Annotated in this window: 17 protein-coding genes; 8 read left to right on the top strand and 9 right to left on the bottom strand. The window is 61.9% G+C overall.

The features are described 5' to 3' along the window. Positions 1–42: 42 nt before the first annotated feature. A complete protein-coding gene (locus ACMGGU_RS00925) occupies positions 43–645 on the bottom strand; it encodes an ATP-dependent Clp protease proteolytic subunit (protein ID WP_024909504.1) in 603 nt (200 codons plus the stop codon). A gap of 88 nt (positions 646–733) precedes the next feature. Here ACMGGU_RS00925 and ACMGGU_RS00920 point away from each other — a divergent pair, with 88 nt between their 5' ends. Beyond that, positions 734–1,120, top strand: a complete 387-nt coding sequence (locus ACMGGU_RS00920; protein WP_045908085.1) for a VOC family protein — start codon at positions 734–736, stop codon at positions 1,118–1,120. 180 nt (positions 1,121–1,300) lie between these two features. Further along, complete coding sequence (locus ACMGGU_RS00915) at positions 1,301–1,918, top strand: response regulator transcription factor (protein ID WP_048028672.1); 618 nt, start codon at positions 1,301–1,303, stop codon at positions 1,916–1,918. Positions 1,919–1,921: 3 nt separating this feature from the next. Here the strand turns inward: ACMGGU_RS00915 and ACMGGU_RS00910 are convergent, their stop codons facing one another. The 5 genes from ACMGGU_RS00910 to ACMGGU_RS00890 form a co-directional block, all read right to left on the bottom strand. Continuing rightward, the gene (locus tag ACMGGU_RS00910; protein WP_420300178.1) at positions 1,922–7,504 is read right to left on the bottom strand and encodes a trifunctional serine/threonine-protein kinase/ATP-binding protein/sensor histidine kinase; all 5,583 of its coding nucleotides are present in this window, start codon (positions 7,502–7,504) and stop codon (positions 1,922–1,924) included. Between the two features lie 9 nt (positions 7,505–7,513). Continuing rightward, entirely contained in the window at positions 7,514–7,894 is a 381-nt protein-coding gene (locus tag ACMGGU_RS00905) for a response regulator transcription factor (protein WP_008501346.1), read from the bottom strand. A gap of 20 nt (positions 7,895–7,914) precedes the next feature. Further along, the gene (locus tag ACMGGU_RS00900; protein ID WP_024909507.1) at positions 7,915–8,178 is read right to left on the bottom strand and encodes a XapX domain-containing protein; all 264 of its coding nucleotides are present in this window, start codon (positions 8,176–8,178) and stop codon (positions 7,915–7,917) included. Continuing rightward, on the bottom strand, positions 8,175–8,396 hold the full coding sequence (locus tag ACMGGU_RS00895) for a DUF1427 family protein (protein ID WP_420300177.1): 222 nt from the start codon (positions 8,394–8,396) through the stop codon (positions 8,175–8,177). The genes ACMGGU_RS00900 and ACMGGU_RS00895 overlap by 4 nt, the downstream gene beginning before the upstream one ends. A 61-nt stretch (positions 8,397–8,457) precedes the next feature. Then, on the bottom strand, positions 8,458–9,144 hold the full coding sequence (locus tag ACMGGU_RS00890) for a hydrolase (RefSeq protein ID WP_008501349.1): 687 nt from the start codon (positions 9,142–9,144) through the stop codon (positions 8,458–8,460). A 218-nt stretch (positions 9,145–9,362) separates the two neighbouring features. On the opposite strand from ACMGGU_RS00890, the gene ACMGGU_RS00885 reads away from it, so the two are divergent. Genes ACMGGU_RS00885 through ACMGGU_RS00870 form a run of 4 tightly spaced genes read left to right on the top strand, consistent with a single transcriptional unit; the run spans position 9,363 to position 14,109 of the window. Further along, entirely contained in the window at positions 9,363–11,234 is a 1,872-nt protein-coding gene (locus ACMGGU_RS00885) for an amidohydrolase (RefSeq protein ID WP_248222557.1), read from the top strand. Continuing rightward, positions 11,234–11,641, top strand: coding sequence for a DoxX family protein (locus ACMGGU_RS00880; RefSeq protein ID WP_032649971.1), 408 nt, complete (start codon positions 11,234–11,236; stop codon positions 11,639–11,641). The genes ACMGGU_RS00885 and ACMGGU_RS00880 overlap by 1 nt, the downstream gene beginning before the upstream one ends. Then, complete coding sequence (locus ACMGGU_RS00875) at positions 11,638–13,257, top strand: MFS transporter (RefSeq protein WP_420300176.1); 1,620 nt, start codon at positions 11,638–11,640, stop codon at positions 13,255–13,257. The genes ACMGGU_RS00880 and ACMGGU_RS00875 overlap by 4 nt, the downstream gene beginning before the upstream one ends. Positions 13,258–13,287: 30 nt before the next feature. After that, complete coding sequence (locus ACMGGU_RS00870) at positions 13,288–14,109, top strand: alpha/beta fold hydrolase (protein ID WP_039265314.1); 822 nt, start codon at positions 13,288–13,290, stop codon at positions 14,107–14,109. Positions 14,110–14,150: 41 nt separating this feature from the next. Here the strand turns inward: ACMGGU_RS00870 and ACMGGU_RS00865 are convergent, their stop codons facing one another. Continuing rightward, positions 14,151–15,545 (bottom strand): MFS transporter, encoded by a 1,395-nt coding sequence (locus ACMGGU_RS00865; protein WP_063944590.1) that lies wholly within the window; start codon positions 15,543–15,545, stop codon positions 14,151–14,153. A gap of 50 nt (positions 15,546–15,595) precedes the next feature. Beyond that, the gene (locus tag ACMGGU_RS00860) at positions 15,596–16,684 is read right to left on the bottom strand and encodes a cellulase family glycosylhydrolase (protein ID WP_420300175.1); all 1,089 of its coding nucleotides are present in this window, start codon (positions 16,682–16,684) and stop codon (positions 15,596–15,598) included. 185 nt (positions 16,685–16,869) lie between these two features. On the opposite strand from ACMGGU_RS00860, the gene ACMGGU_RS00855 reads away from it, so the two are divergent. Continuing rightward, the gene (locus ACMGGU_RS00855; protein WP_420300174.1) at positions 16,870–17,877 is read left to right on the top strand and encodes a LacI family DNA-binding transcriptional regulator; all 1,008 of its coding nucleotides are present in this window, start codon (positions 16,870–16,872) and stop codon (positions 17,875–17,877) included. Here ACMGGU_RS00855 and fosA read toward each other — a convergent pair. Next, positions 17,863–18,288 (bottom strand): FosA/FosA2 family fosfomycin resistance glutathione transferase, encoded by a 426-nt coding sequence (gene fosA, locus ACMGGU_RS00850; protein WP_047173263.1) that lies wholly within the window; start codon positions 18,286–18,288, stop codon positions 17,863–17,865. The two genes, ACMGGU_RS00855 and fosA, sit on opposite strands and share 15 nt — an antisense overlap. A gap of 199 nt (positions 18,289–18,487) precedes the next feature. Between fosA and trpS the strand changes: the two genes are divergently transcribed. Next, positions 18,488–19,492 carry a tryptophan--tRNA ligase gene (gene trpS, locus ACMGGU_RS00845; RefSeq protein ID WP_420300173.1) on the top strand — a complete coding sequence of 335 codons (1,005 nt, stop codon included), beginning with the start codon at positions 18,488–18,490 and terminating at the stop codon, positions 19,490–19,492. The last annotated feature ends 108 nt before the right edge of the window (positions 19,493–19,600 follow it).

The raw sequence follows: 19,600 nt of genomic DNA, 5'->3' as shown, positions 1-19,600 counted from the left end.
GTAAGGCGAAGCCGCCACCCGACACAAACACGCCGCGAAAACTTAATCCAGCTTCAGCTCGTCATAATGGGTAATCAGTTTACCCACTATGCCGTAGTCCAGCGCTTCCGCCGGTGACATCCAGAAGTTGCGGTCGGTGTCTTTTTTTACTTTTTCCAGCGGCTGGCCGGTAGCGTCGGCGATCAGCTTGTTCACGCGATCCAGCATGCGGATGATCTCGCGCGCTTCGATCTCAATATCCGTCGCCTGACCGCGCACGCCGCCCAGCGGCTGGTGGATCATGAAGCGGGTATTTGGCAGCGAGTAGCGGTGCTCTTTTTTCGCGGCCAGGAAGATGGTGATCCCGGCGCTCGCGACCCAGCCGGTGCCGATCACGTGCACTTCCGGGCGAATGAATTTGATGAAGTCGTGGATGGTGTCGCCCGCTTCCACGTGGCCGCCCTGGCTGTTGATGTACAGCTTGATCGGATCGTTGCTGACGCTTTGCAGCAGGATCATCTGGGTGATCACTTTCTGCGCCAGCTCCTGGTTGATCTCACCGGAGATCACAATCGAACGAGACTCCAGCAGTTTTTGCTGCAGAGCGCCCGCGCCGTTTGACCCTTCCGCCTTTTCCTTGTCGCTTTCTTTCAGTGTGTAGTGCATTGTTATTTCCTCAGCTTGTCGCGCTCAAAACCAGAGTGTAGCCTGTTTTACCGATCAAAGTCCTCACCGACAAATCACGAGGGAGCTTATGCATATTGCCCATGTTGCACTGTGGACCCGAAACCTGAACGCCCAGGTTCAGTTCTGGGAAACGGTTTTTAATGGCCGCAGCAACGAACGCTACGTCAGTAAAAATCGTCCCGGGTTTGAATCACACTTTATTACGCTGAATGACGGACCGACCATCGAGCTGATGACGCTGCCGGACCTGCCCGCAGCCCCGTCACACCCGGAGTTTATCGGCTGGGCGCATATTGCCATCAACGTCGGCAGCAAGGCGCAGGTGGACGACATGGCCGAACGGGCGCAGGCCAGCGGCACGCTGCTCAGCGCCCCGCGCATGACCGGAGACGGCTTCTATGAAGCGGTGATCGCGGACCCGGACGGCAACCGGATTGAGCTTGTCGGTGCATAACATCAGCGTTTCGTTCCTGAACTCGCCCGGTCACGGATCGCTATACTTCATATGATTATCATATTGTTAAATGATAATTATAATTAATGTGTTAAGATGAAAGTCAGCATAAACAGTCTCTTACGTCACTCCTGGGGGCTGTTTGCATCCTCGACATGTAAATCAGCACCGGGGCGGTGAATGGAACACATTGTGTATGTGGTTGATGACGATGACGCAGTCAGACAGTCCGTAATTGGGCTGCTGGAATCCGCAGACTTAAACGCCATCGGCTTTTCATCGGCAGAAGCGTTTCTTCAGCACCGCTTTGAAGAGCTCCCCTCGTGCGTGGTCCTCGATATGCAGATGCCCACCATCTCGGGTTTTGAGGTGGCAGATGCCCTCAAGGACAGCGGGCGTGAAATCCCGATTATCTTTCTCACCGGCCACGGCACCATTCCGATGTCGGTGCGCGCCATAAAAGGCGGCGCTTACGAATTTCTCACCAAGCCTGTCGAATCCACCGCGCTTATCGACGCCATTGAGTCCGCGCTGCAGCTGGCGGAAAACAACGCCGAGCGCAATAAAGAGCACTACGCCCTGAAGCAGCGCCATCTCTCCCTCACGCCGCGCGAACACGAGGTGCTCACGCTGGCGATAAGCGGCATGCTGAATAAGCAAATTGCCGCCGAGCTGGGCGTCAGTGAGATCACGGTGAAAGTGCATCGCCGCCGCGTAATGGAGAAAATGCAGGTGCGCTCCGTGGCAGAGCTGGTCAGGGCCGTTGAGCGCCTGACCAAAAGCCAGCCTGCGGAGTAACGTTTACCCTTCCTGTACCGCCAGCGGCAGTGCAAAGGCAAATACCGTGCCGTAAGGCTCCCGGCGGCGCGCGCTCAGCTTCCCGCAGTGGCGCTCAATGATGCTGGCGCTGATGGTCAGCCCCATCCCCATTCCCTGTGGCTTGGTGGAGTAGAACGAGTCAAAAATCTGCTCCAGCCGCTCGGGCTCAATGCCGCTCCCGGTATCGGCGATCTCAACGATCGCTTTCCCGTCCGCGTTGCTGGTGCTGAGGGTGATGGTGCAGGCGCGATCCTTCACCTCGGCCATCGCCTCAACGGCGTTCATCACCAGGTTAAGCAGCACCTGCTGGATCTGCACGCTATCGCCGGTGATAAAGCTGTCCTGCGCCTTCAACAGGTAATCAACGCTAATGTGTCGCTGCTCCAGCTCGCTGCGGGAGAGCGCGATGATATGGTGGATCAGATAGTGCAGATCGATGCGCGAGAAGGTGGGATCCTGCTTGCGTGTCAGGGACTGGATGCTGCGAATGATCTCCCCCGCCCGCGCGCCTTCCGCGGCGATCTCTTCCAGCCCTTCCCGCACTTTATCCAGCCGGGCTGGCTCCCGGCTGAGCCAGCGCAGGCTCGCTCCGGCGTTAGAGACGATCGACATCAGCGGCTGGTTGATCTCATGGGCGATAGAGGAGGTCAGCTGCCCTACGGTGGTGGCGCGGGACACCCTCGCCAGATCCGCCTGCGCCACCCGCATGGCATCCTCCGCGGCGCGCTGGCTGGTGATATCGGTGATGATGCCGTAATACTCATTCACCTCGCTGCCCACGCCCACCGGATCGCCAATCCCGAGGATATAGCGCGTAGAACCGTCGGTACGCTTCACCCGAAACTCCGCGCGCATGGAGAGCCCTTCGCGCACGCTCTGCGTGACGATGGTGCTGATGCGGGCGTAATCGTCTTCATGAACGAAGGTCAAAAATTCCGCCATGGAGATCATCTTTTGCTGCTCGGGCAGGCCGAGGATGCGGGCGTACTCCTCCGAGACAAACATCAGATCCTGCTCCAGCTCCCAGCGCCAGCTGCCGGTGTGGCTAATCTGCTCGCCCAGCATCAGCGAGGTCTGGCTGGCGCGCAGCTCTTTTTCCACCCGACGGCGCTGGATGTTCTCCCCCAGCAGCTCGGCGTACAGCCGCGCCGTCTCCAGGGAGACCGCAGCCTGCGCCCCCAGCAGGCTCACCACGCGAGAATGCTCGGCGGTGAAGACTTCCGGCATCAGGCGGTTTTCCAGGTAGAGCACGCCCACCAGCCGCGCCTGCTTGAACATCGGGACGCACATGACGGCCGCCCCCGAGGTCACCAGATAGGGATCCTGACTGAAGGGGTGAAACTCCTCCGGCTTACCGGTGCGGATCTCCTGCCCGGTGCGGATCACCGCCGCCAGCACCGACAGGGGCATGTCGGTCGCCGTCGGCACGTCTTTCAGGATCCGCACCCGCACGCCTTCAGTGCTGGTCCAGGCGCTGGCCTCGATCTCCGGGATCAGGTTATCGCTCACGCGAAGCAGCAGGCCGCGCTGCGCCCCGGCGCGTTCGAGGAGGATCGTCATCAGGTTTTCGATTAAGCGCTCAAGATTGATCTCTTCCGACAGCGCGCGGGAGGCTTTGATGACGCTCTGCAGATCGCGGATCGTCTCGTTCTGGGCGAACGCCACCGTGTCATAGGCGCTCGCCTGCCCTGAAGCCAGCAGATGCGGGAAATCCTGCTCCAGCTGGCGCACCTTGGCCTGCGCGCCCGCCCGGCCCCAGGCGGCAATTGCGCCACGGAAGTGTGCGTCCGAGGCGGTTGGATAGCCGCAGGCCAGCGCAAAGCGGCCCGCCAGCTCGTGAGCCAGGGCATTAATCGGATTAAACCCGCCCTCGCGGGAGAGCCGGACCGCCTTCTCATACTGCTCAAGCGCGATGCTGTTCATCCCGTCCAGACGCACGATTTCGGCGTAGATCAGCGCCTCTTTATCCGCGAACGTGCCGGGATTAATGCGCGCCCAGAGGGCGATTTTGTCATAGTGAGCGTGAATGCTGCGGCGGTGGTTCGCTGAGAAGGTCTCCGGCGTTAACTGACGGGAAAGCGCCAGCGCGCTGTAAAGATGGTAATCCAGCAGATGGATGTGCCCCGGCGCAGACCACGCGTACCACCCCGCCATCTCCAGATCCGCCTGCGCGTCGGCATACTCGCCGCAGGTAAAGTGCGCCATGCCGCGGTAGAGCCAGTACCAGAACAGCATGGTGGAGGTCTGCTCCGGTGCCTGCTCCGGCGACGCGGGCAGCAACGCCTCCGGCAGCACCTGCGATGCGGTCCAGGTGCCGATAACCGGCGTGCGCAGGAACTCAACGTAGCCGCGCTGGACCATCAAAATGGTCTCCACGTCCTGGAAGTGGGTTTTACGCACGAACGCCAGGCCGCGATCGATGCTGGTCAGCACCCCGTCAAGGTGATCGCCCCGGGAGAGGAAATTAATGACCTGGTGGCAGGCCGCAAAGCAGGCCATCGTCATATCCCCGTGGGTCACCGCCGAGGTAAAGCAGGCCTTCGCGCACTCGATGGTAAACGATAAAGGCTGGGTCCAGACGCTGAGCTGGTCGAGCGGCAGCAGGGTTTTAGCTTCGAATGCGTCGTAGCCGTGGCGATTCACCAGTTCGCGGGCCAGCGTGCCGTACTGGAAGCCGAGGCGATACTCGGCGTAGCGGTGGCCCATCAGCACGCCAAACCAGGCCATCGCCGTGGTGGAGGCGCCGGTAATACCGTGGTCGAGCGTCAGGTGCATCATGCGGCAAAGCAGTAAAAAGTGCAGGCGCGGACAGATGAAGCTGGCGCAAATGCTGGCGCTGTAGAGCAGGTTCATCACCGCTTCGGTTTCCGGGTTATCCATCCGCGAGAGCGGGGCAAACAGGGTTTGCGGCGCGTCGCCCGCGCGGTTACAGAAGTGTTCCCAGGCCTCGTCGCAGTCGGCATCTTCCGGATAGCGGCCGATCTGAATACCAAAGACCCCCAGCCAGCAGAGCGCCGCCTCCAGCGCCAGACGGCTGTCCGACTGGCGAATGTACACTTCCACCAGCAGATTGGCCGCCAGCGCCTTTTCGGTCAGCCCGCCGGGGCACCCGAGAATGGCGTCACACAGCTCGCGGGTGCGCGCCAGGTGCCCCAGCGCAAACTCGCAGCCCGCCTCTTCGATATCGAGCATAAAGTCTGACACCGTCCCGGCGTTGCCCAGCGCTCGGGCTGTCTGGATATAGCTTAGCGCCGAGAGATAATCCCCCGAGCGTTTCGCGCGTCGCGCGGCCAGCAGGCTCAGCTCGCGGAACATCTGGCGCTGCGGGGCAGGCTGGATGCTGTCCAGCGCGGCCGTGACGTGATGTACGGCGCGGAACAGCAGCTCGTTCCCCGCCGCCTGCCGCGCGGCGTCGGCCAGCAGGCTGGCGGTGGTCAGATGAAGATGGCTTTTCTCATGCCGATCCAGCAGCGCAAAGGCGGCCTCCTGCACCCGGTCGTGGGTGAAGGAGTACGCTTTCTCCGTCAGCACGATCAGCTGCGCCATGACCGCCGGATGCAGCGCGTAGCGCATTTCCGCCATCGATATACCAACCACGCGGCAGATCATCTCCATTTCGCCCGTGCCGCCGAGGCAGGCAAGGCTGCCCAGCAGGCGACGCGTCTCGTCGGGCAGCTCTTCCAGCTTCTCCAGCACCAGGGTGACGACGTTTTCGGTGTAATGCCGGGCGCGGATCGCCTGCAGATCGTAGTGCCACTTGTCCTGATATTTGTTGTGCACCACCAGCCCGTCATCGACGATGCGGCGGAAAAATTCGTGAACAAAGAGCGGGTTGCCCCCGGTCTTTTCATGGATCAGCGTGGCGAGGTCGGTCGTCGCCGTGCTGCGGGTACGAAATACCGTCCCCAGCCAGCGGGACACGGCTTTGACAGAGAGCGCCTGCGGGACAATTTCGCTCGCGTGCTGTGCCGCCTCCGGCAGGCTCGCCAGCTGCTGTTGCAGTGTGGGTTCGGACAACGAACCGATGTCGCGGTGCGCCACAACCACCAGCAGCGGGATCGCGCCGCAGTTCACCAGCAGATAGTTGAGCGTATGCAGGCTGGCGGCGTCGCTCCACTGGAGATCGTCGAGTACCAGCACCAGCGGGCAGCCCTGCGAGGCAAAGGTTTTCACCAGCGCCAGCACCATATGGCTGAAGCGCGCCCGGGCATCAATGGAAAACGTATCCGCCGGGAAGCGCGGTTTGCGCTCAAGCAGCAGGCCCAGCTCGGGCACGAGGCTCACGGCCAGCGCCTCGTGTCCTTCCAGGGCGCGAGAAAGACGGATTTTCCACTTCGCCACCTCGTCTGCCGGCAGGCCCAGCAGGTGCAGGGTCAGGGGGCGGAATGCGGAGCTTAATACGCCGTAGGGCAATGACGGTGAAAACTGATCCACTTTGCCCACCGCCAGCAGCACCGTACGCTGCTGGAGCGTTTTTAACGCCGTCGCAATGATGGAGGATTTGCCGATCCCCGACGGCCCGCCGATGGTCACCAGCTCCGGCACGCGGTTCTCCCCCACCCGCTCAAACGCGGCAATGACGTCATTCGCCTGCGGATGCGTCGCGAACAGCGAGTCCGCCAGAAGAATAGCCGGGATGCGGTCCTGCTGGCCGGGGGTAAAGGCAACGATCTCGCCCTCACCGGTCAACGTCGCCTGGCAGCGGCGGAGGTCGGCAATCAGCCCGTCAACCGTCTGGTAGCGGTTATCCGGGTGCTTCTCCAGCAGCTTCAGGATGATGGTCGACAGCATTCCCGGCACGTCCGGGCGTATCGCGTCCGGGGCCAGCGGCGCCGAGGCAATATGGTAGTGCGCCCAGTTGGTCCGATCGTCCTCCCCCCGTTCAAACGGCAGGCGTCCGGTCAGGAGTTCATACAGCACCACGCCGAGGCTGTAGAGATCGCTGCGGCCATCGACGGGGCGCTGGGTGCGGGAGGTGTGCTCCGGGGACATATACGCCGGCGTGCCGCCTGAAATGGCAAGCCGGGTCTGCGCGAAGGCGCCGGAGAGGCTGCATGAAAGGCCAAAGCTGCCCAGACGGCAGGTGGCATCGTGATGAACAAAAATATTGCCGGGCTTGATATCGCCGTGGATCAGGTTTTGCAGATGCATCTGGCGCAGAGGAACGCAGATCTGGATCGCCAGCTCGATAAAGCGCGCGATCCCCGAGATCGCCCTGCCCGCGCGCCGCGCCAGCAGCTCAAACGAAAACGGGGCGTACACCAGCGCGAAGCGTCCCCGGTACTGGGTGGACGCGACGGCGCGAATGGCCCAGCTATCCTGCAGCGCGTCACGCAGCGCAAACTCGTTTTTCAGCAGCCGGGTGGCCCGCTCTTCCTCTTCGTCGCTGACCGCGGTGGCGATAATGAACGAGCCGCCGGAATGAGGATGTCGCGCGTGCATCCAGGCGATTCCGCCCTCCTGCGCCAGCACGGTAAAAATCACATCCTCTTTAAGGACAAAAACCCGCCCCTGGTGAAGATTTCCCTGGGCGGGCCAGAATGCAGGCTGCTCGTGTTCGTTCATCCGCGATCCTTATTGTCGGCGGGCCAGCTCCCGCTGAATATGATCCAGCAGAATATCGATGTTAATCGGCTTACGCAAAAAAGCAGCGGCGCCCAGACCGAGAGCGTACCGCTGCATATTTTCATCAGCATGACCGGAGATAAAAAGCACGGGCGGAGGCGGTACGGCCAGCAGCCGCAGCTTGTCAAACAGCTCAAGGCCGCTCATGCCCCGGAGCTTGATATCGGTGATCACCAGCGCCGCGCCGGACAGGGCAAGCGGATGGCTCAGAAATACCTCTGCCGAATCAAACGTGTCGGTTGAATAGCCTTCCGACTCCAGGAGATTACTCAACCCGCTGCGGACGGAACGTTCGTCATCAATGATGGCAATGCGCCACGGCAGCGTCATGCTGTTTTTCCTCTAACCAGTCATTTAACGTCGCGAGGGTCCTTCGCGGGCGCAGGGGGCGCCGTGCCGCTGATTTTCGGTACGCATTCGTGACGAAACCAGGCGAGGGTGAGCGGTTCGCGACTCAGTAAACGTCGTCCCACCGGGATAAGCTGTTCGCCCACCAGCATGCCGAACAGGCCAAGCAGGGCGACAACCGGCGGTGCCGGGGAATGGACGTCGAGCAGAGCGTAAATTACCCCAGCAACCACGCCGCACACCAGCGAAATTATCCATGCTTTCATGATGACGCTCCCGTCTGCGTTGCCGCCTGCGGAACGGTCACCTTAGGAGGTGGGGCGCCGTCGCGGGATAAGAGATGGCGCGTCGCCTGTTCACCCGCCAGCATCCCCAGCAGACCAATCAGCGCCAGCGCGGGCGGCGCGGGGGAGCGCACCTTCAGCACGGCATACATCAGGCCTATCAACACGCCTGCCGCAAGGGATATCAGCCCAGTACTCATCGTGAACTCCAGAGAAAGAGGCAGCGGCGAGCCGGATGAGGGACCAGCCCGCCGACGGGACTTAGCGAGCCGGGACCGGTGCTAAGGTGCGGTGCTCGCTCTTCTGGCGAGACGGCGCTTTATGCACCATGGTGTAGGCGTAATCCACGCCCATGCCGTACGCGCCGGAATGCTCGCGCACGATGTCCATCACAGCGGTGTAGGTCTCTTTACGCGCCCAGTCGCGCTGCCACTCCAGCATTACCTGCTGCCAGGTCACCGGGATCACGCCCGCCTGGATCATGCGCTGCATCGCGTAGTCGTGGGCTTCTTTGGAGGTACCGCCGGACGCGTCCGCCACCATATAAATTTCGTAGTCGCCTTCCAGCATCGCGCACAGGGCAAAGCTGTTGTTGCACACTTCGGTCCACAGACCGGCCACCACGACCTTCTTCTTGCCGTTGGCCTTCAGCGCGTCGCGCACCTTCTGGTCGTCCCAGGAGTTCATGGAGGTACGCTCCAGGATGTCCTGACCCGGGAACACGTCCAGCAGCTCAGGATAGGTATTGCCGGAGAAGCTTTCGGTCTCTACGGTGGTGATGATGGTCGGGATGTTGAACACCTTAGCCGCTTTCGCCAGCGCCACGGTGTTGTTTTTCAGCACCTGGCGGTCAATCGACTGCACGCCAAACGCCATCTGTGGCTGATGATCGATAAAGATGATCTGACAGTTCGCAGGGGTTAACACTTCGAGCTTTGAAGAGGTCATAGCATTTTCCAGTGGTTAAGGGTAGAAATCGCCGCGAGCACCGCGGCGATAAAGTCACCCTCATCCTGCGGTTTTCCTTCTCCGCGCGTAATTATCTCTTCGTATAGTTAACCTTAGGTATAGTTATACTTTGGTATACCTATCCTATTGTATAACTGGATCTTTGCCGAAACCGGTTCCCATAATCCTGACCATTCCCCTCTCAGTCAGGAGCAGTTATGGTTACCCTCGGTAAAGCCGATCTCATTCTGGTTAACGGCCAGTTTCATACCGTCGATCGCGAGAATCCTGTCGCGGAAGCCGTTGCCGTGCGCGACGGAAAATTTCTGGAAGTGGGTACCGTCGCCGAGGTGATGCAACACCACGGCGACGCCACCAAAGTAGTGGATTTGAAAGGCCACACCGCCATCCCTGGCCTCAACGACTCGCACCTGCACCTGATCCGCGGCGGGCTGAACTACAACCTCGAGCTGCGCTGGGAAGGCGTGCCCTCCCTGGCCGACGCCCTGCGGATGCTGAAAGAGCAGGCGCTGCGCACCCCGTCGCCGCAGTGGGTGCGCGTGGTGGGCGGCTGGACCGAGTTCCAGTTTGCCGAGCGCCGCATGCCAACCCTCGACGAAATTAACGACGCCGCGCCGGATACCCCGGTCTTCATCCTGCACCTGTACGACCGCGCCCTGCTCAACCGCGCCGCGCTGAAGGTGGTCGGCTACACCAAAGACACGCCAAACCCGCCGGGCGGGGAGATCCAGCGCGACGCCAACGGCAACCCGACCGGGATGCTGATTGCCCGTCCGAACGCCATGATCCTCTACGCCACACTGGCCAAAGGGCCGAAGCTGCCGCTGGAGCAGCAGGTCAACTCCACCCGCCAGTTCATGCGCGAGCTCAACCGTCTGGGGCTGACCAGCGCCATCGACGCGGGCGGCGGCTTCCAGAACTACCCGGAAGATTATGAGGTGATCGCCGAGTTGCACGCGAAAAAGCAGATGACCATCCGCATCGCCTACAACCTCTTTACCCAGCGCCCGGGCCACGAGCTGGAAGACTTTGAAAAATGGACCGACATGCTCACGCCGGGCCAGGGCAGCGACTTCTTCCGCCACAACGGCGCGGGCGAGATGCTGGTCTTCTCTGCCGCCGATTTTGAAGATTTCCTCGAACCGCGCCCGGATCTCGCGCCGGGCATGGAGGACGAGCTGGAGCGCGTGGTACGCCATCTGGTGGAGCACCGCTGGCCGTTCCGCCTGCACGCCACCTATAACGAATCCATCAGCCGCATGCTGGACGTCTTCGAGAAGGTGAACCGCGACATTCCGTTCAACGGCCTGCACTGGTTCTTCGACCACGCGGAAACCGTGTCACAGGCCAACATCGACCGCATCAAAGCGCTCGGCGGCGGCATTGCCGTCCAGCACCGCATGGCCTTCCAGGGCGAGTACTTTGCCGAGCGTTACGGCATCGAAGCCACCCGCCACACGCCGCCGGTGGCGAAAATGCTCGAGACCGGCGTGCCGGTGGGCTTAGGGACGGACGCCACCCGCGTGGCGAGCTACAACCCGTGGACCGCGCTCTACTGGCTGGTCTCCGGCCGTACCGTCGGCGGAATGCAGATGTACGACCACAGTGCCCGTCTGGATCGCGATACCGCCCTGATGCTCTGGACCCAGGGCAGCGCGTGGTTCTCCAGCGAGCAGAACCAGAAGGGGCAGATTAAAGTCGGCCAGCTCGCCGACCTGGCGGTGCTGAGCAAAGACTACTTCCGCGTGCCGGAAGAGGAGATCAAGGGCATCGAGTCCGTTCTTACGGTGGTCAACGGCGATATCGTCTACGCCGCGGGCAGCTTTGGCCCGCTCGCGCCGCCGGCCATCCCGGTCCTGCCCGAGTGGTCACCGGTGGTCAAGGTGCCGGGCCACTACCGCAGCGCGCCGCCGCAGGCCGCACGCGTGGGTATGAGCGCCGTCCACCACTGCAGCGGCCCGTGCGGGGTTCACAGCCACCAGCACGATTTCGCCCGCACGTCAGCGATGCCGGTGTCCGACGATAACGCTTTCTGGGGGGCGCTGGGCTGCAGCTGCTTTGCATTCTGATGAAAAACACCACTATGCCGCCCCGGATCGACCTGGGTCTGTTCTTCCTGCGCCTGACCGGCAGCCTGCTGCTGCTCTACGTGCACGGCCTGCCGAAGGTGCTGCACTTCAGCGAAGAGCTGACGCGCATTGAAGATCCGTTCGGCTTCGGGCCTTACGCGAGCCTGATCCCGGCGATTGTCGCCGAGGTGATCTGCCCGCTGTTGATCATTGCGGGCGTCTACACCCGCCTGGCGTGCCTGCCGATTATCGCCGTGCTGCTGGTGGCGATGCTGGCGGTCCACCCGAACTGGTCGATTGCCGAAGGGCAGTTTGGCTGGCTGCTGCTGATTATCTTCACCACTCTCGCTCTCACCGGGCCGGGCCAGTGGCGGCTGCAGCGTAAGGCAACGGAGAGGTTCGCATGACCCAGGTTAACGACGTTCGCGACGCACACGTCGAGACGACGCCCGCACCGACGGTTTCACCCTGGCAGCCGCTGAGCCAGCCGGTGTTCCGCATGCTGTGGATCGCCACGGTGGTCTCTAACGTCGGCTCATGGATGAGCGACGTCGGCATCAACTGGAGCATGCTGACCCTGAGCGCCGACCCACTGGATATCGCGCTGGTGCAGGCGGCCAGCAGCCTGCCGATGTTCCTCTTCGCCCTGCCGTCCGGGGTGATGGCGGACATCGTTGACCGACGTAAATACCTGCTTTTCTCCCAGCTGTGGGTGTTCATCGCAGCCGCCGGGCTGACGGCGCTCTCCTTCACCGGACACGTCACCCCGACCGTGCTGCTGGTGGCGACGTTTCTGCTGAGCGTAGGGGCGGCGATGAGCTCGCCGCCGTTCCAGGCCGTGGTGCCCGATCTGGTGAGCAAGCCGGAGCTGGGCGCCGCCGTGGCGCTGAACTCGCTCGGGGTGAACATCAGCCGGGCGATTGGCCCCGCGCTGGGCGGTTTCCTGCTGTCGCTCGCCGGGCCGTGGATGGTGTTTGCCCTGAACGCGCTGTCCGTGGTGGGCGTGGCATGGGTACTGTGGCGCTGGCGTCCGGCCCCGTCCATTCAGCGTCTGCCGCCGGAGCACTTCTTCTCTGCGGTGCGCACAGGCATCCGCTACGTGCACGCCGCCCCGGTGCTGCGCAACGTGCTGGTGCGTACCGTGGCGTTCTTTGTCTTTGGCAGCGCGGGCTGGGCACTGCTGCCGCTGGTGGCGCGCCGCGAGCTGGGCCTGGGCCCGGCAGGCTATGGCGTGATGCTGGCGTGCATTGGCCTGGGGGCGATTGCCGGGGCCATCCTGCTGCCGCGCCTGCGCCAACGGCTGAACGCCGACCGCCTGATGGTGGTCGCGAGCCTGGTCTTTGCCCTCACCATGCTGGCGCTGGCGTTTGTGCGCCACGTCTGGCTGCTCAACCTGTTTGAGTTCTTCACCGGCTTCGCGTGGATTGCGGTGCTCTCGACGCTGAACCTGGGCGCCCAGCGCAGCGCTGCCCGCTGGGTGAAGGCCCGGGCGCTGGCGGTCTACCTGACGGTGTTCTTCGGCTCGATGACCACGGGCAGCGCCATCTGGGGGCAGATAGCCTCCCGGTTCGGCACCCCGACCGCGCTGGTTGTCGCCACGCTGGGGATGGTGCTGGCAAGCGCCACCGTGTTCCGCTGGAAGCTGGAGAAAGACCCGGAATTGAACCTCGACCTGAGCGGCCAGCCGCTGGACGGCGTGGAGATCGACCTGCCGAACGAGCGCGGCCCGGTGCTGGTCTCGCACGAGTACATCATCGACCCGCACAACGCGAAAGCGTTTTTGCAGGCAGTGCACGAGCTGCGCCGGGTGCGACGCCGCGCCGGGGCGATGAGCTGGGCGGTATACGAGGATATCGAGCGCCCCGGCCTGTTTATCGAGACCTTCCTGATGGGCTCGTGGATTGAGCATCTGCGCCAGCAGGAGCGCCACACCATGAATGACCTCCTGCTGCAGAGCCGCGTTCTGGCTTTTCATCAGGGCACAACATCACCGGCAATTCGTTATCTGGTCGCGCCGGTATAACCATAACCATCACCTGCACAGGAACACACTATGGCAACGTTTAAGGCAAAAGACGGCACGCAGATTTACTATAAAGAAGGCGGCGCGGGCAAACCGGTTCTCTTCAGCCACGGCTGGCCGCTGGACGGCGACATGTGGGACAGCCAGCTGAACTACCTGGCCGAGCGCGGCTTCCGCGCCATCGCCTTTGACCGCCGCGGCTTTGGCCGCTCGGATCAGCCCTGGAACGGTTACGACTACGACACCTTTGCGTCCGACATCAACGACCTGATTACCACCCTGGACCTCCAGGACGTGACGCTGGTGGGCTTCTCCATGGGCGGCGGCGACGTGACCCGCTACATCAACAACTACGGCAGCGCGCGCGTGGCCGGTCTGGCGCTGTTGGGCGCGGTCACGCCGATCTTCGGCAAATCCGACACCTTCCCGCAGGGTGTGGATCAGAGCGTGTTCGACGGCATTCGCGACGGGCTGCGTAAAGATCGCGCCCAGTTCATCAGCGACTTCGCCACCCCGTTCTACGGCACCAACGCCGGGCAGACCGTTTCCGCCGGTGCCCTGACCCAGACGCTGAATATCGCCCTGCTGGCGTCCCTGAAGGGCACCATCGACTGCGTGACCGCGTTCGGCGAAACCGACTTCCGCCCGGATATGGCGAAAATCGACGTGCCGACGCTGGTGATCCACGGCAGCAACGACCAGATCGTGCCGTTTGAAAGCACCGGCAAGCTGGCGGCAGAGATGATCAAAAACGCCACGCTGAAGGTGTACGACAACGCGCCGCACGGCTTCGCGCTGACCCACCAGGACCAGCTTAACGAAGATCTGCTGGCGTTTGTGAAGTCGCTGTAAATCTTAAAAAGCGAAGCCTGATGGCGCTTCGCTTATCAGGCCTACAAGGGCTGGTCCTGTAGGCCGGGTAAGGCGCAGCCGTCACCCGGCGCTTTCGCAGACGCGTTCCGCTCCGCCAGCAGCCGACAAATCTCCGCGTGCTTCTCCTCGGTAAAGGTAAAGCGCGACATGAAGCCCATTCGAATCAGCGACCCTATTGCCGGCAGCAGGCAAATCCCGAAGAACAGCCCCGACAGTACGCTCTCGCTCTGGATTTGCGCCTGCGGCACGTAGCCGATCATCGTCAGAAACACGCCGATTAACCCGCCGCCTACCGCCACCGACATCTTGCCGGTGAAGGTCTGCCCGGAGAAAGTGATCGCCGCGCAGCGCTTGTGGGTGTGGTACTCCGCGTACTCGATGGTGTCGGCAATCATCGACGAGGTGAGGATGTTGGTCATCATCACGAACAGCGTGCTCAGGCCGAGCAGAATAAACAGCATCGTCACCTGTTGATAGCCCACAAACCACATCACCACGCGCACCGCCACGTCCAGCCCGCAGAGGATCATAAACAGCTTCCGCTTCTGCATCCGGCGCGTCAGCATCGGGGCGACCAGGCACAACACCGCCGCGACTATTCCCATCACGCCAATCGCCATCTGCAGGCTGCCGTCGCCCAGGTTGTTGATAAAGAAGTAGATATAGAGCCCGCCCGCCACGTTGTGGAACACGCAGAAGAAGAACGACAGCAGGACGATAAACAGCGGCTTGTTCTGGCGCAGGTTGTGGAAGGTGTCGCGGATGGTCACCTTTTCCGGGCTCGGCGGCACGCGCTCTTTGATCTGCATGAAGCCGTTAAGCATCAGCGGCAGGCCCACCAGCATCATCACCAGCGCCGCCATAAAGTAGCCTTTGTCATTGCTGTACTGGGCGAAGTAGGCCGCCAGCTTCGGGAAGAAGATGTTGGCGCAGGCAATCCCGGCGTTCACCCCTAGCATCGCCGCCGTCACCGCGCGGGTGCGCTGCCCGGAGTCGTTGGTCATCACCGACGACATCGACCAGAACGGGATATCGGAGATGGCGTACAGCGTCCCCCACAGGATGTAGGTCACCCCGGCGTAGAGGATTTTGGTGGTCATGTCCGCTTCGATTTTATAGAACGACAGCAGCGTGACGCCGGTGATCAGCAGCGGGGCGATCAGCAAAAAGTGGCGAAACTTGCCGAACCGGCTGTTAATGGTATCCATAATGCTGGCAAACAGCGGATCGTGAACCGCGTCCCACGCGCGGGCAATCAGGAAGATGGTGCTCGCCGCCAGCGCCGAGATCCCCAGCACGTCGGTGTAAAAATAGTTAATAAACGAACCCACTAAACCAAAGCTAAAACACTGACCTAAACCATAACCAAAATAAGACCACAGCTCGCGAGACGGTATTTTCATTGTCGTTGCCATTGTTATATGCCTGCCTGGTTGCCCGGCGGTGGACCGCCGGGTCGATATTATTAGTCCTGCGCCTGTGGGGCGATCTTGCGCAGCTGCTGCATCAGGGCGATTTCACGGCGCGAGAACGGAATGCCGTTCTCCTCAAACACGTCGTGGAACCAGAGACGGCAGTAGTCCGTGGACTCCTTCATCACCACCGGCCACGGCAGCCACGTCTGGGTTTTGCCGCGCACCAGCCCCCACTGGTACGGCGCGACCTTCGCCGCGTACATCAGCGGGAGCTGCTCTTCGATGGTGCTGCCCACGTGGCGCGCCAGCCATTCGGTGCAGAACATCGGTCGTCCGAGCTGTTGCAGCTGCTGGATAATCGCCGTCATGCGCCCGGTGTGGGTGTAGGCGTGGAAGCTCACCACGTCCGAGAGCGCCAGCGCGGTCTGGTCCAGCGGATGCTGGAAGAACGTCTCGCCCTCCTCTTCCGGCGGCAGGCGCCACGCGCAGACGGTAAGCGGCTGGGTTGGATCTTCTTCACGCACCCACTGGAACGCCAGCTTCATCAACTCGTGAGCGCAGGTCTCCAGCTTCGCGTCGTACTGCACCTCCTGCGTGCCGGTCGCGAAAATGCCGCGGTTGCCCGGCTCGTTGTAGAGATCCCACAGCAGCACGCGCTTATCGTCGCGGAACTGGCGGACAACGTCGCGGATATAGCGCTCAATGTCTGCCCAGCAGTCCGGATCGCACACCTTGTCACGCCCCGGACTCGCCGCCGCCTGGCTGTTGTGCTTGCCCGGCACCGGCGGCTTTTGCGGGCCGAGGTACGGCTCGTCGCCGGAGAAGCCGCAGTCGTCCATCAGGGTCAGCATGGTGCTGAACCCGTGGCCGTCAGCAATCGTCAAAAAGCGGTCGATGCGCGCCATCAGCCCGTCGCGGTCGTGCTCCCAGACGATAAACGGCAGGTTGATGCGCAGGGTGTTGTAGCCCGCCTCCTCCGCCCAGCCCAGCTCGCGGTCAATCGTCCCGGCGTCGAAGGTCTCCGCCTGCCAGATATCGGTCCAGTTCACCGCCGTCGACGGCAGATAGTTAAACCCGCACAGCCAGCCCTTCTGCTGATACCACGCCTGTGCCTGCTCCCTGCTCCACTGCTCTTTCATTACGTGTCCTCTTACTGATAATATTTAGCTAATAAATATTAGTTGCGGGATAAATGCGCAATTTCCCGCACGAAGAAAAGCGATGCCCCTCACAAAGTTCGCGCTTCGATGAATGAGAAACGTGATCGACGGCGCGTAAGCGTGCGGTTAGGGTATGATGCGAATTCGCGAAAGGGAGAGGACGGATGAAGCGAAAAACAAAAGTGACGATGAACGATATTGCGCGGGCGGCAGGGGTGTCGCAGGCGACGGTATCGCTGGTGCTTAACCAGTCCCGCAACATCAAGCTCAGCGACGACACCCGCCAGCGGGTGATTGGCGTCGCCACCGAGCTCGGCTACGACCGCCTCCCCGCCGTTCACGCCCCGCGCAACCAGGAAGAGATCGCCCTGCTGGTCAGCTCGCTGCAGAGCTTTGACCCGTTTATCGACGCCATCAGCCAGGCGCGGGAAGCCGCGTGGCGTAACGAGACCCTGCTCACCGTCTACGACTACGGCGACGACATCGAGCTGGCGCTGAACATCATCCGCCAGCTGGAGAAGCGCAACTGCATCGGGATTGTTCTCGCGTCTCCGGTCACCACGCTGGTGGACATGACGGCCTTCCAGGACTGCACCCGCATCCCGCTGGTGCTGCTCAACCAGCGCGACCCCGGCTCGCCGCTGCTGCCGTCGTTTATCCCGGACGACTACGCCAACGCTTTCCAGGTGACTAAACACCTCATCGCCTGCGGGGCCACGCGCATCGCCCACATTACCGGCGAGAGCTGGATGGAGGCCTCGCGCCAGCGTCTGGCGGGCTACCAGGCGGCGCTGCAGCAGGCCGGACTCGCGTGCGACGACGACCTGGTGCGCCAGACCAACTGGCAGTTCAGCGAGTCCTTTACCGCCACCACCTCCCTGCTGGAACTGGCCGAGCGTCCGGACGCCATCTTCTGCGCCAGCGACTGGCTGGCGATTGGCTGCTATCAGGCACTGGCGGTGAACGGCGTGCGCATCCCGCAGGACATGCTGCTGGCGGGCTACGACGACCAGAAGATCTCCGAGCAGCTCACCCCGCCGCTGACCAGTATTCAGTTGCCCTACAGCGAACTGGGACGGCTGGCGGTGGAGTACCTGTGCAATCAGGAAGATGCTGCCACGCACGTGACGCTGGCGGGCAGACTGAAGGTGCGCGCCTCAAGCCTCGTCTGAGGTAAACACCATCCCCGCATAGGGCTTCTCGCGACACGCCGCCAGCCGCGCGGCGAGGCTGCCCACGTGCAGCTCCAGCTTGTGGCCGTCCGGGTCGAGAAAATAGAACGACGCCCCCTCGCTTTTGTTCTGCTTCCAGACGGTGACGCCCGCCTGCTCAAGCCTGTGCGAGAACGGTTCAAAATCCGCTTCCGCGACGGTAAACGCGTAGTGGGTGTAGTCGCTCTCCTGCGGCGGCACATACTGGCGCGCCTCGTCGTACGACAGGCAGACCCACAGATCGCCGCAGGTGAGATAGGCCCCGGTATTCCAGCGGGCGTGCAGGGTCAGCCCCAGCAGCTCGTGCCAGAAGGTGACGCTTTTTTGCAGGTCGCTGACCGCGAGGGTCAGGTGGTTGAGTGATTGCAGCATGACGTGCCCTTTTGTTTTTCGCGCCGGACGTGATACGGTAAAGAGATGAACATAAACCACGCCGTGCTCACCGTAAACCGCTGGTGGCTGCCTTCTTAAAGGCGGCACGGAGTAGTTTTCCCCATTTTCAGATAGCCGCCGAAAGGCGGCTTTCACACATCTAAGACCCCTTTCGGCAACTGCCCATTAAGGAGTCTTTATGAACGCACCAACTATCCTCACCGGCGACCGCCCAACCGGCCCGCTGCACCTCGGCCACTTCGTCGGATCGCTGCGCCAGCGCGTGGCGCTCCAGCAGACGCACAACCAGTTTGTGCTGATTGCCGACCTGCAGGGGCTGACCGACAACGGCAGCAACCCGCAGAAGATCCGCGACAACATCCCCGAAGTGCTGGCCGACTACCTCGCCGCGGGCATCGACCCGAACCTGACCACCATCTGCCTGCAGTCCGCCCTGCCCGCCCTCGCCGAGCTGACGATGCTGTACATGAACATCGTCACCGTCGCCCGCGTGGAGCGTAACCCGACGGTGAAAAACGAGATTGCGCAGAAGGGCTTCGCCCGCTCGCTGCCGGTCGGGTTTATGGCCTACCCCATCAGCCAGGCGGCGGACATCACCGCGTTTAAGGCCGAGTGCGTGCCCGTCGGCGACGACCAGTTGCCGATGATTGAGCAGACCAACGAGATTGTGCACAAGATGAACAGCCTGCTGCACGCCCCGGTGCTGCGCCACTGTAAGGCGATGCTGAGCGACACCAGCCGCCTGCCCGGCATCGACGGCAGCGCCAAGATGTCGAAATCGCTGGGTAATACGCTGCACCTGTCGGCCAGCGAAGAGACCATTCACCGTGCGGTCAGCGCCATGTACACCGACCCGAACCACCTGAAGGTAAGCGATCCGGGGCAGATTGAGGGGAACGTGGTGTTTACGTATCTCGACGCGTTTCATCCGGACAAGGAGAAAGTGGCGGCTATGAAGGCGCACTATCAGGCGGGTGGGCTTGGGGACCGGGTTTGCAAGAACGAGCTGGAGGCGTGCCTGCAGGAGCTGATTGCGCCAATGCGGGAGCGTCGGGCGATGTATTTGCGGGATAAGGGGGAACTGATGGCGATGCTAAAGCGCGGGACAGAACGGGCGCAGGGGGTGACGCAGGAGACGTTGAGGGAGGTGAAGGTTGGGCTGGGGGTGCCGGTGTTTAGTTAAAGTCGATTTAGCGGTGGAATGCGGGGGGTTAGCATGAAGCCGCTAATTATCTCATTAAAGATAAAATTGATACCTATAACAATTCTTAATTTCTTGTTTAGATAAAAT

The organism is Enterobacter sp. BNK-8, assembly GCF_048685095.1.
GTDB lineage: Bacteria > Pseudomonadota > Gammaproteobacteria > Enterobacterales > Enterobacteriaceae > Enterobacter > Enterobacter quasiroggenkampii.
Note: the sequence above shows the minus strand (reverse complement) of the source record. Positions and strands in the feature narration are given on the sequence as shown.

What these genes read in the sequence shown, in the direction of transcription:
- ACMGGU_RS00860 (WP_420300175.1), bottom strand. Translation starts at nt 16,684, where the DNA reads ATGAAAGAGCAGTGGAGCAGGGAGCAGGCACAGGCGTGGTATCAGCAG.
- ACMGGU_RS00910 (WP_420300178.1), bottom strand. Translation starts at nt 7,504, where the DNA reads ATGAACGAACACGAGCAGCCTGCATTCTGGCCCGCCCAGGGAAATCTT.
- trpS (WP_420300173.1), top strand. Translation starts at nt 18,488, where the DNA reads ATGAACGCACCAACTATCCTCACCGGCGACCGCCCAACCGGCCCGCTG.
- ACMGGU_RS00890 (WP_008501349.1), bottom strand. Translation starts at nt 9,144, where the DNA reads ATGACCTCTTCAAAGCTCGAAGTGTTAACCCCTGCGAACTGTCAGATC.
- ACMGGU_RS00905 (WP_008501346.1), bottom strand. Translation starts at nt 7,894, where the DNA reads ATGACGCTGCCGTGGCGCATTGCCATCATTGATGACGAACGTTCCGTC.
- ACMGGU_RS00885 (WP_248222557.1), top strand. Translation starts at nt 9,363, where the DNA reads ATGGTTACCCTCGGTAAAGCCGATCTCATTCTGGTTAACGGCCAGTTT.
- fosA (WP_047173263.1), bottom strand. Translation starts at nt 18,288, where the DNA reads ATGCTGCAATCACTCAACCACCTGACCCTCGCGGTCAGCGACCTGCAA.
- ACMGGU_RS00900 (WP_024909507.1), bottom strand. Translation starts at nt 8,178, where the DNA reads ATGAAAGCATGGATAATTTCGCTGGTGTGCGGCGTGGTTGCTGGGGTA.
- ACMGGU_RS00925 (WP_024909504.1), bottom strand. Translation starts at nt 645, where the DNA reads ATGCACTACACACTGAAAGAAAGCGACAAGGAAAAGGCGGAAGGGTCA.
- ACMGGU_RS00895 (WP_420300177.1), bottom strand. Translation starts at nt 8,396, where the DNA reads ATGAGTACTGGGCTGATATCCCTTGCGGCAGGCGTGTTGATAGGCCTG.
- ACMGGU_RS00920 (WP_045908085.1), top strand. Translation starts at nt 734, where the DNA reads ATGCATATTGCCCATGTTGCACTGTGGACCCGAAACCTGAACGCCCAG.
- ACMGGU_RS00855 (WP_420300174.1), top strand. Translation starts at nt 16,870, where the DNA reads ATGAAGCGAAAAACAAAAGTGACGATGAACGATATTGCGCGGGCGGCA.
- ACMGGU_RS00865 (WP_063944590.1), bottom strand. Translation starts at nt 15,545, where the DNA reads ATGGCAACGACAATGAAAATACCGTCTCGCGAGCTGTGGTCTTATTTT.
- ACMGGU_RS00875 (WP_420300176.1), top strand. Translation starts at nt 11,638, where the DNA reads ATGACCCAGGTTAACGACGTTCGCGACGCACACGTCGAGACGACGCCC.
- ACMGGU_RS00915 (WP_048028672.1), top strand. Translation starts at nt 1,301, where the DNA reads ATGGAACACATTGTGTATGTGGTTGATGACGATGACGCAGTCAGACAG.
- ACMGGU_RS00870 (WP_039265314.1), top strand. Translation starts at nt 13,288, where the DNA reads ATGGCAACGTTTAAGGCAAAAGACGGCACGCAGATTTACTATAAAGAA.
- ACMGGU_RS00880 (WP_032649971.1), top strand. Translation starts at nt 11,234, where the DNA reads ATGAAAAACACCACTATGCCGCCCCGGATCGACCTGGGTCTGTTCTTC.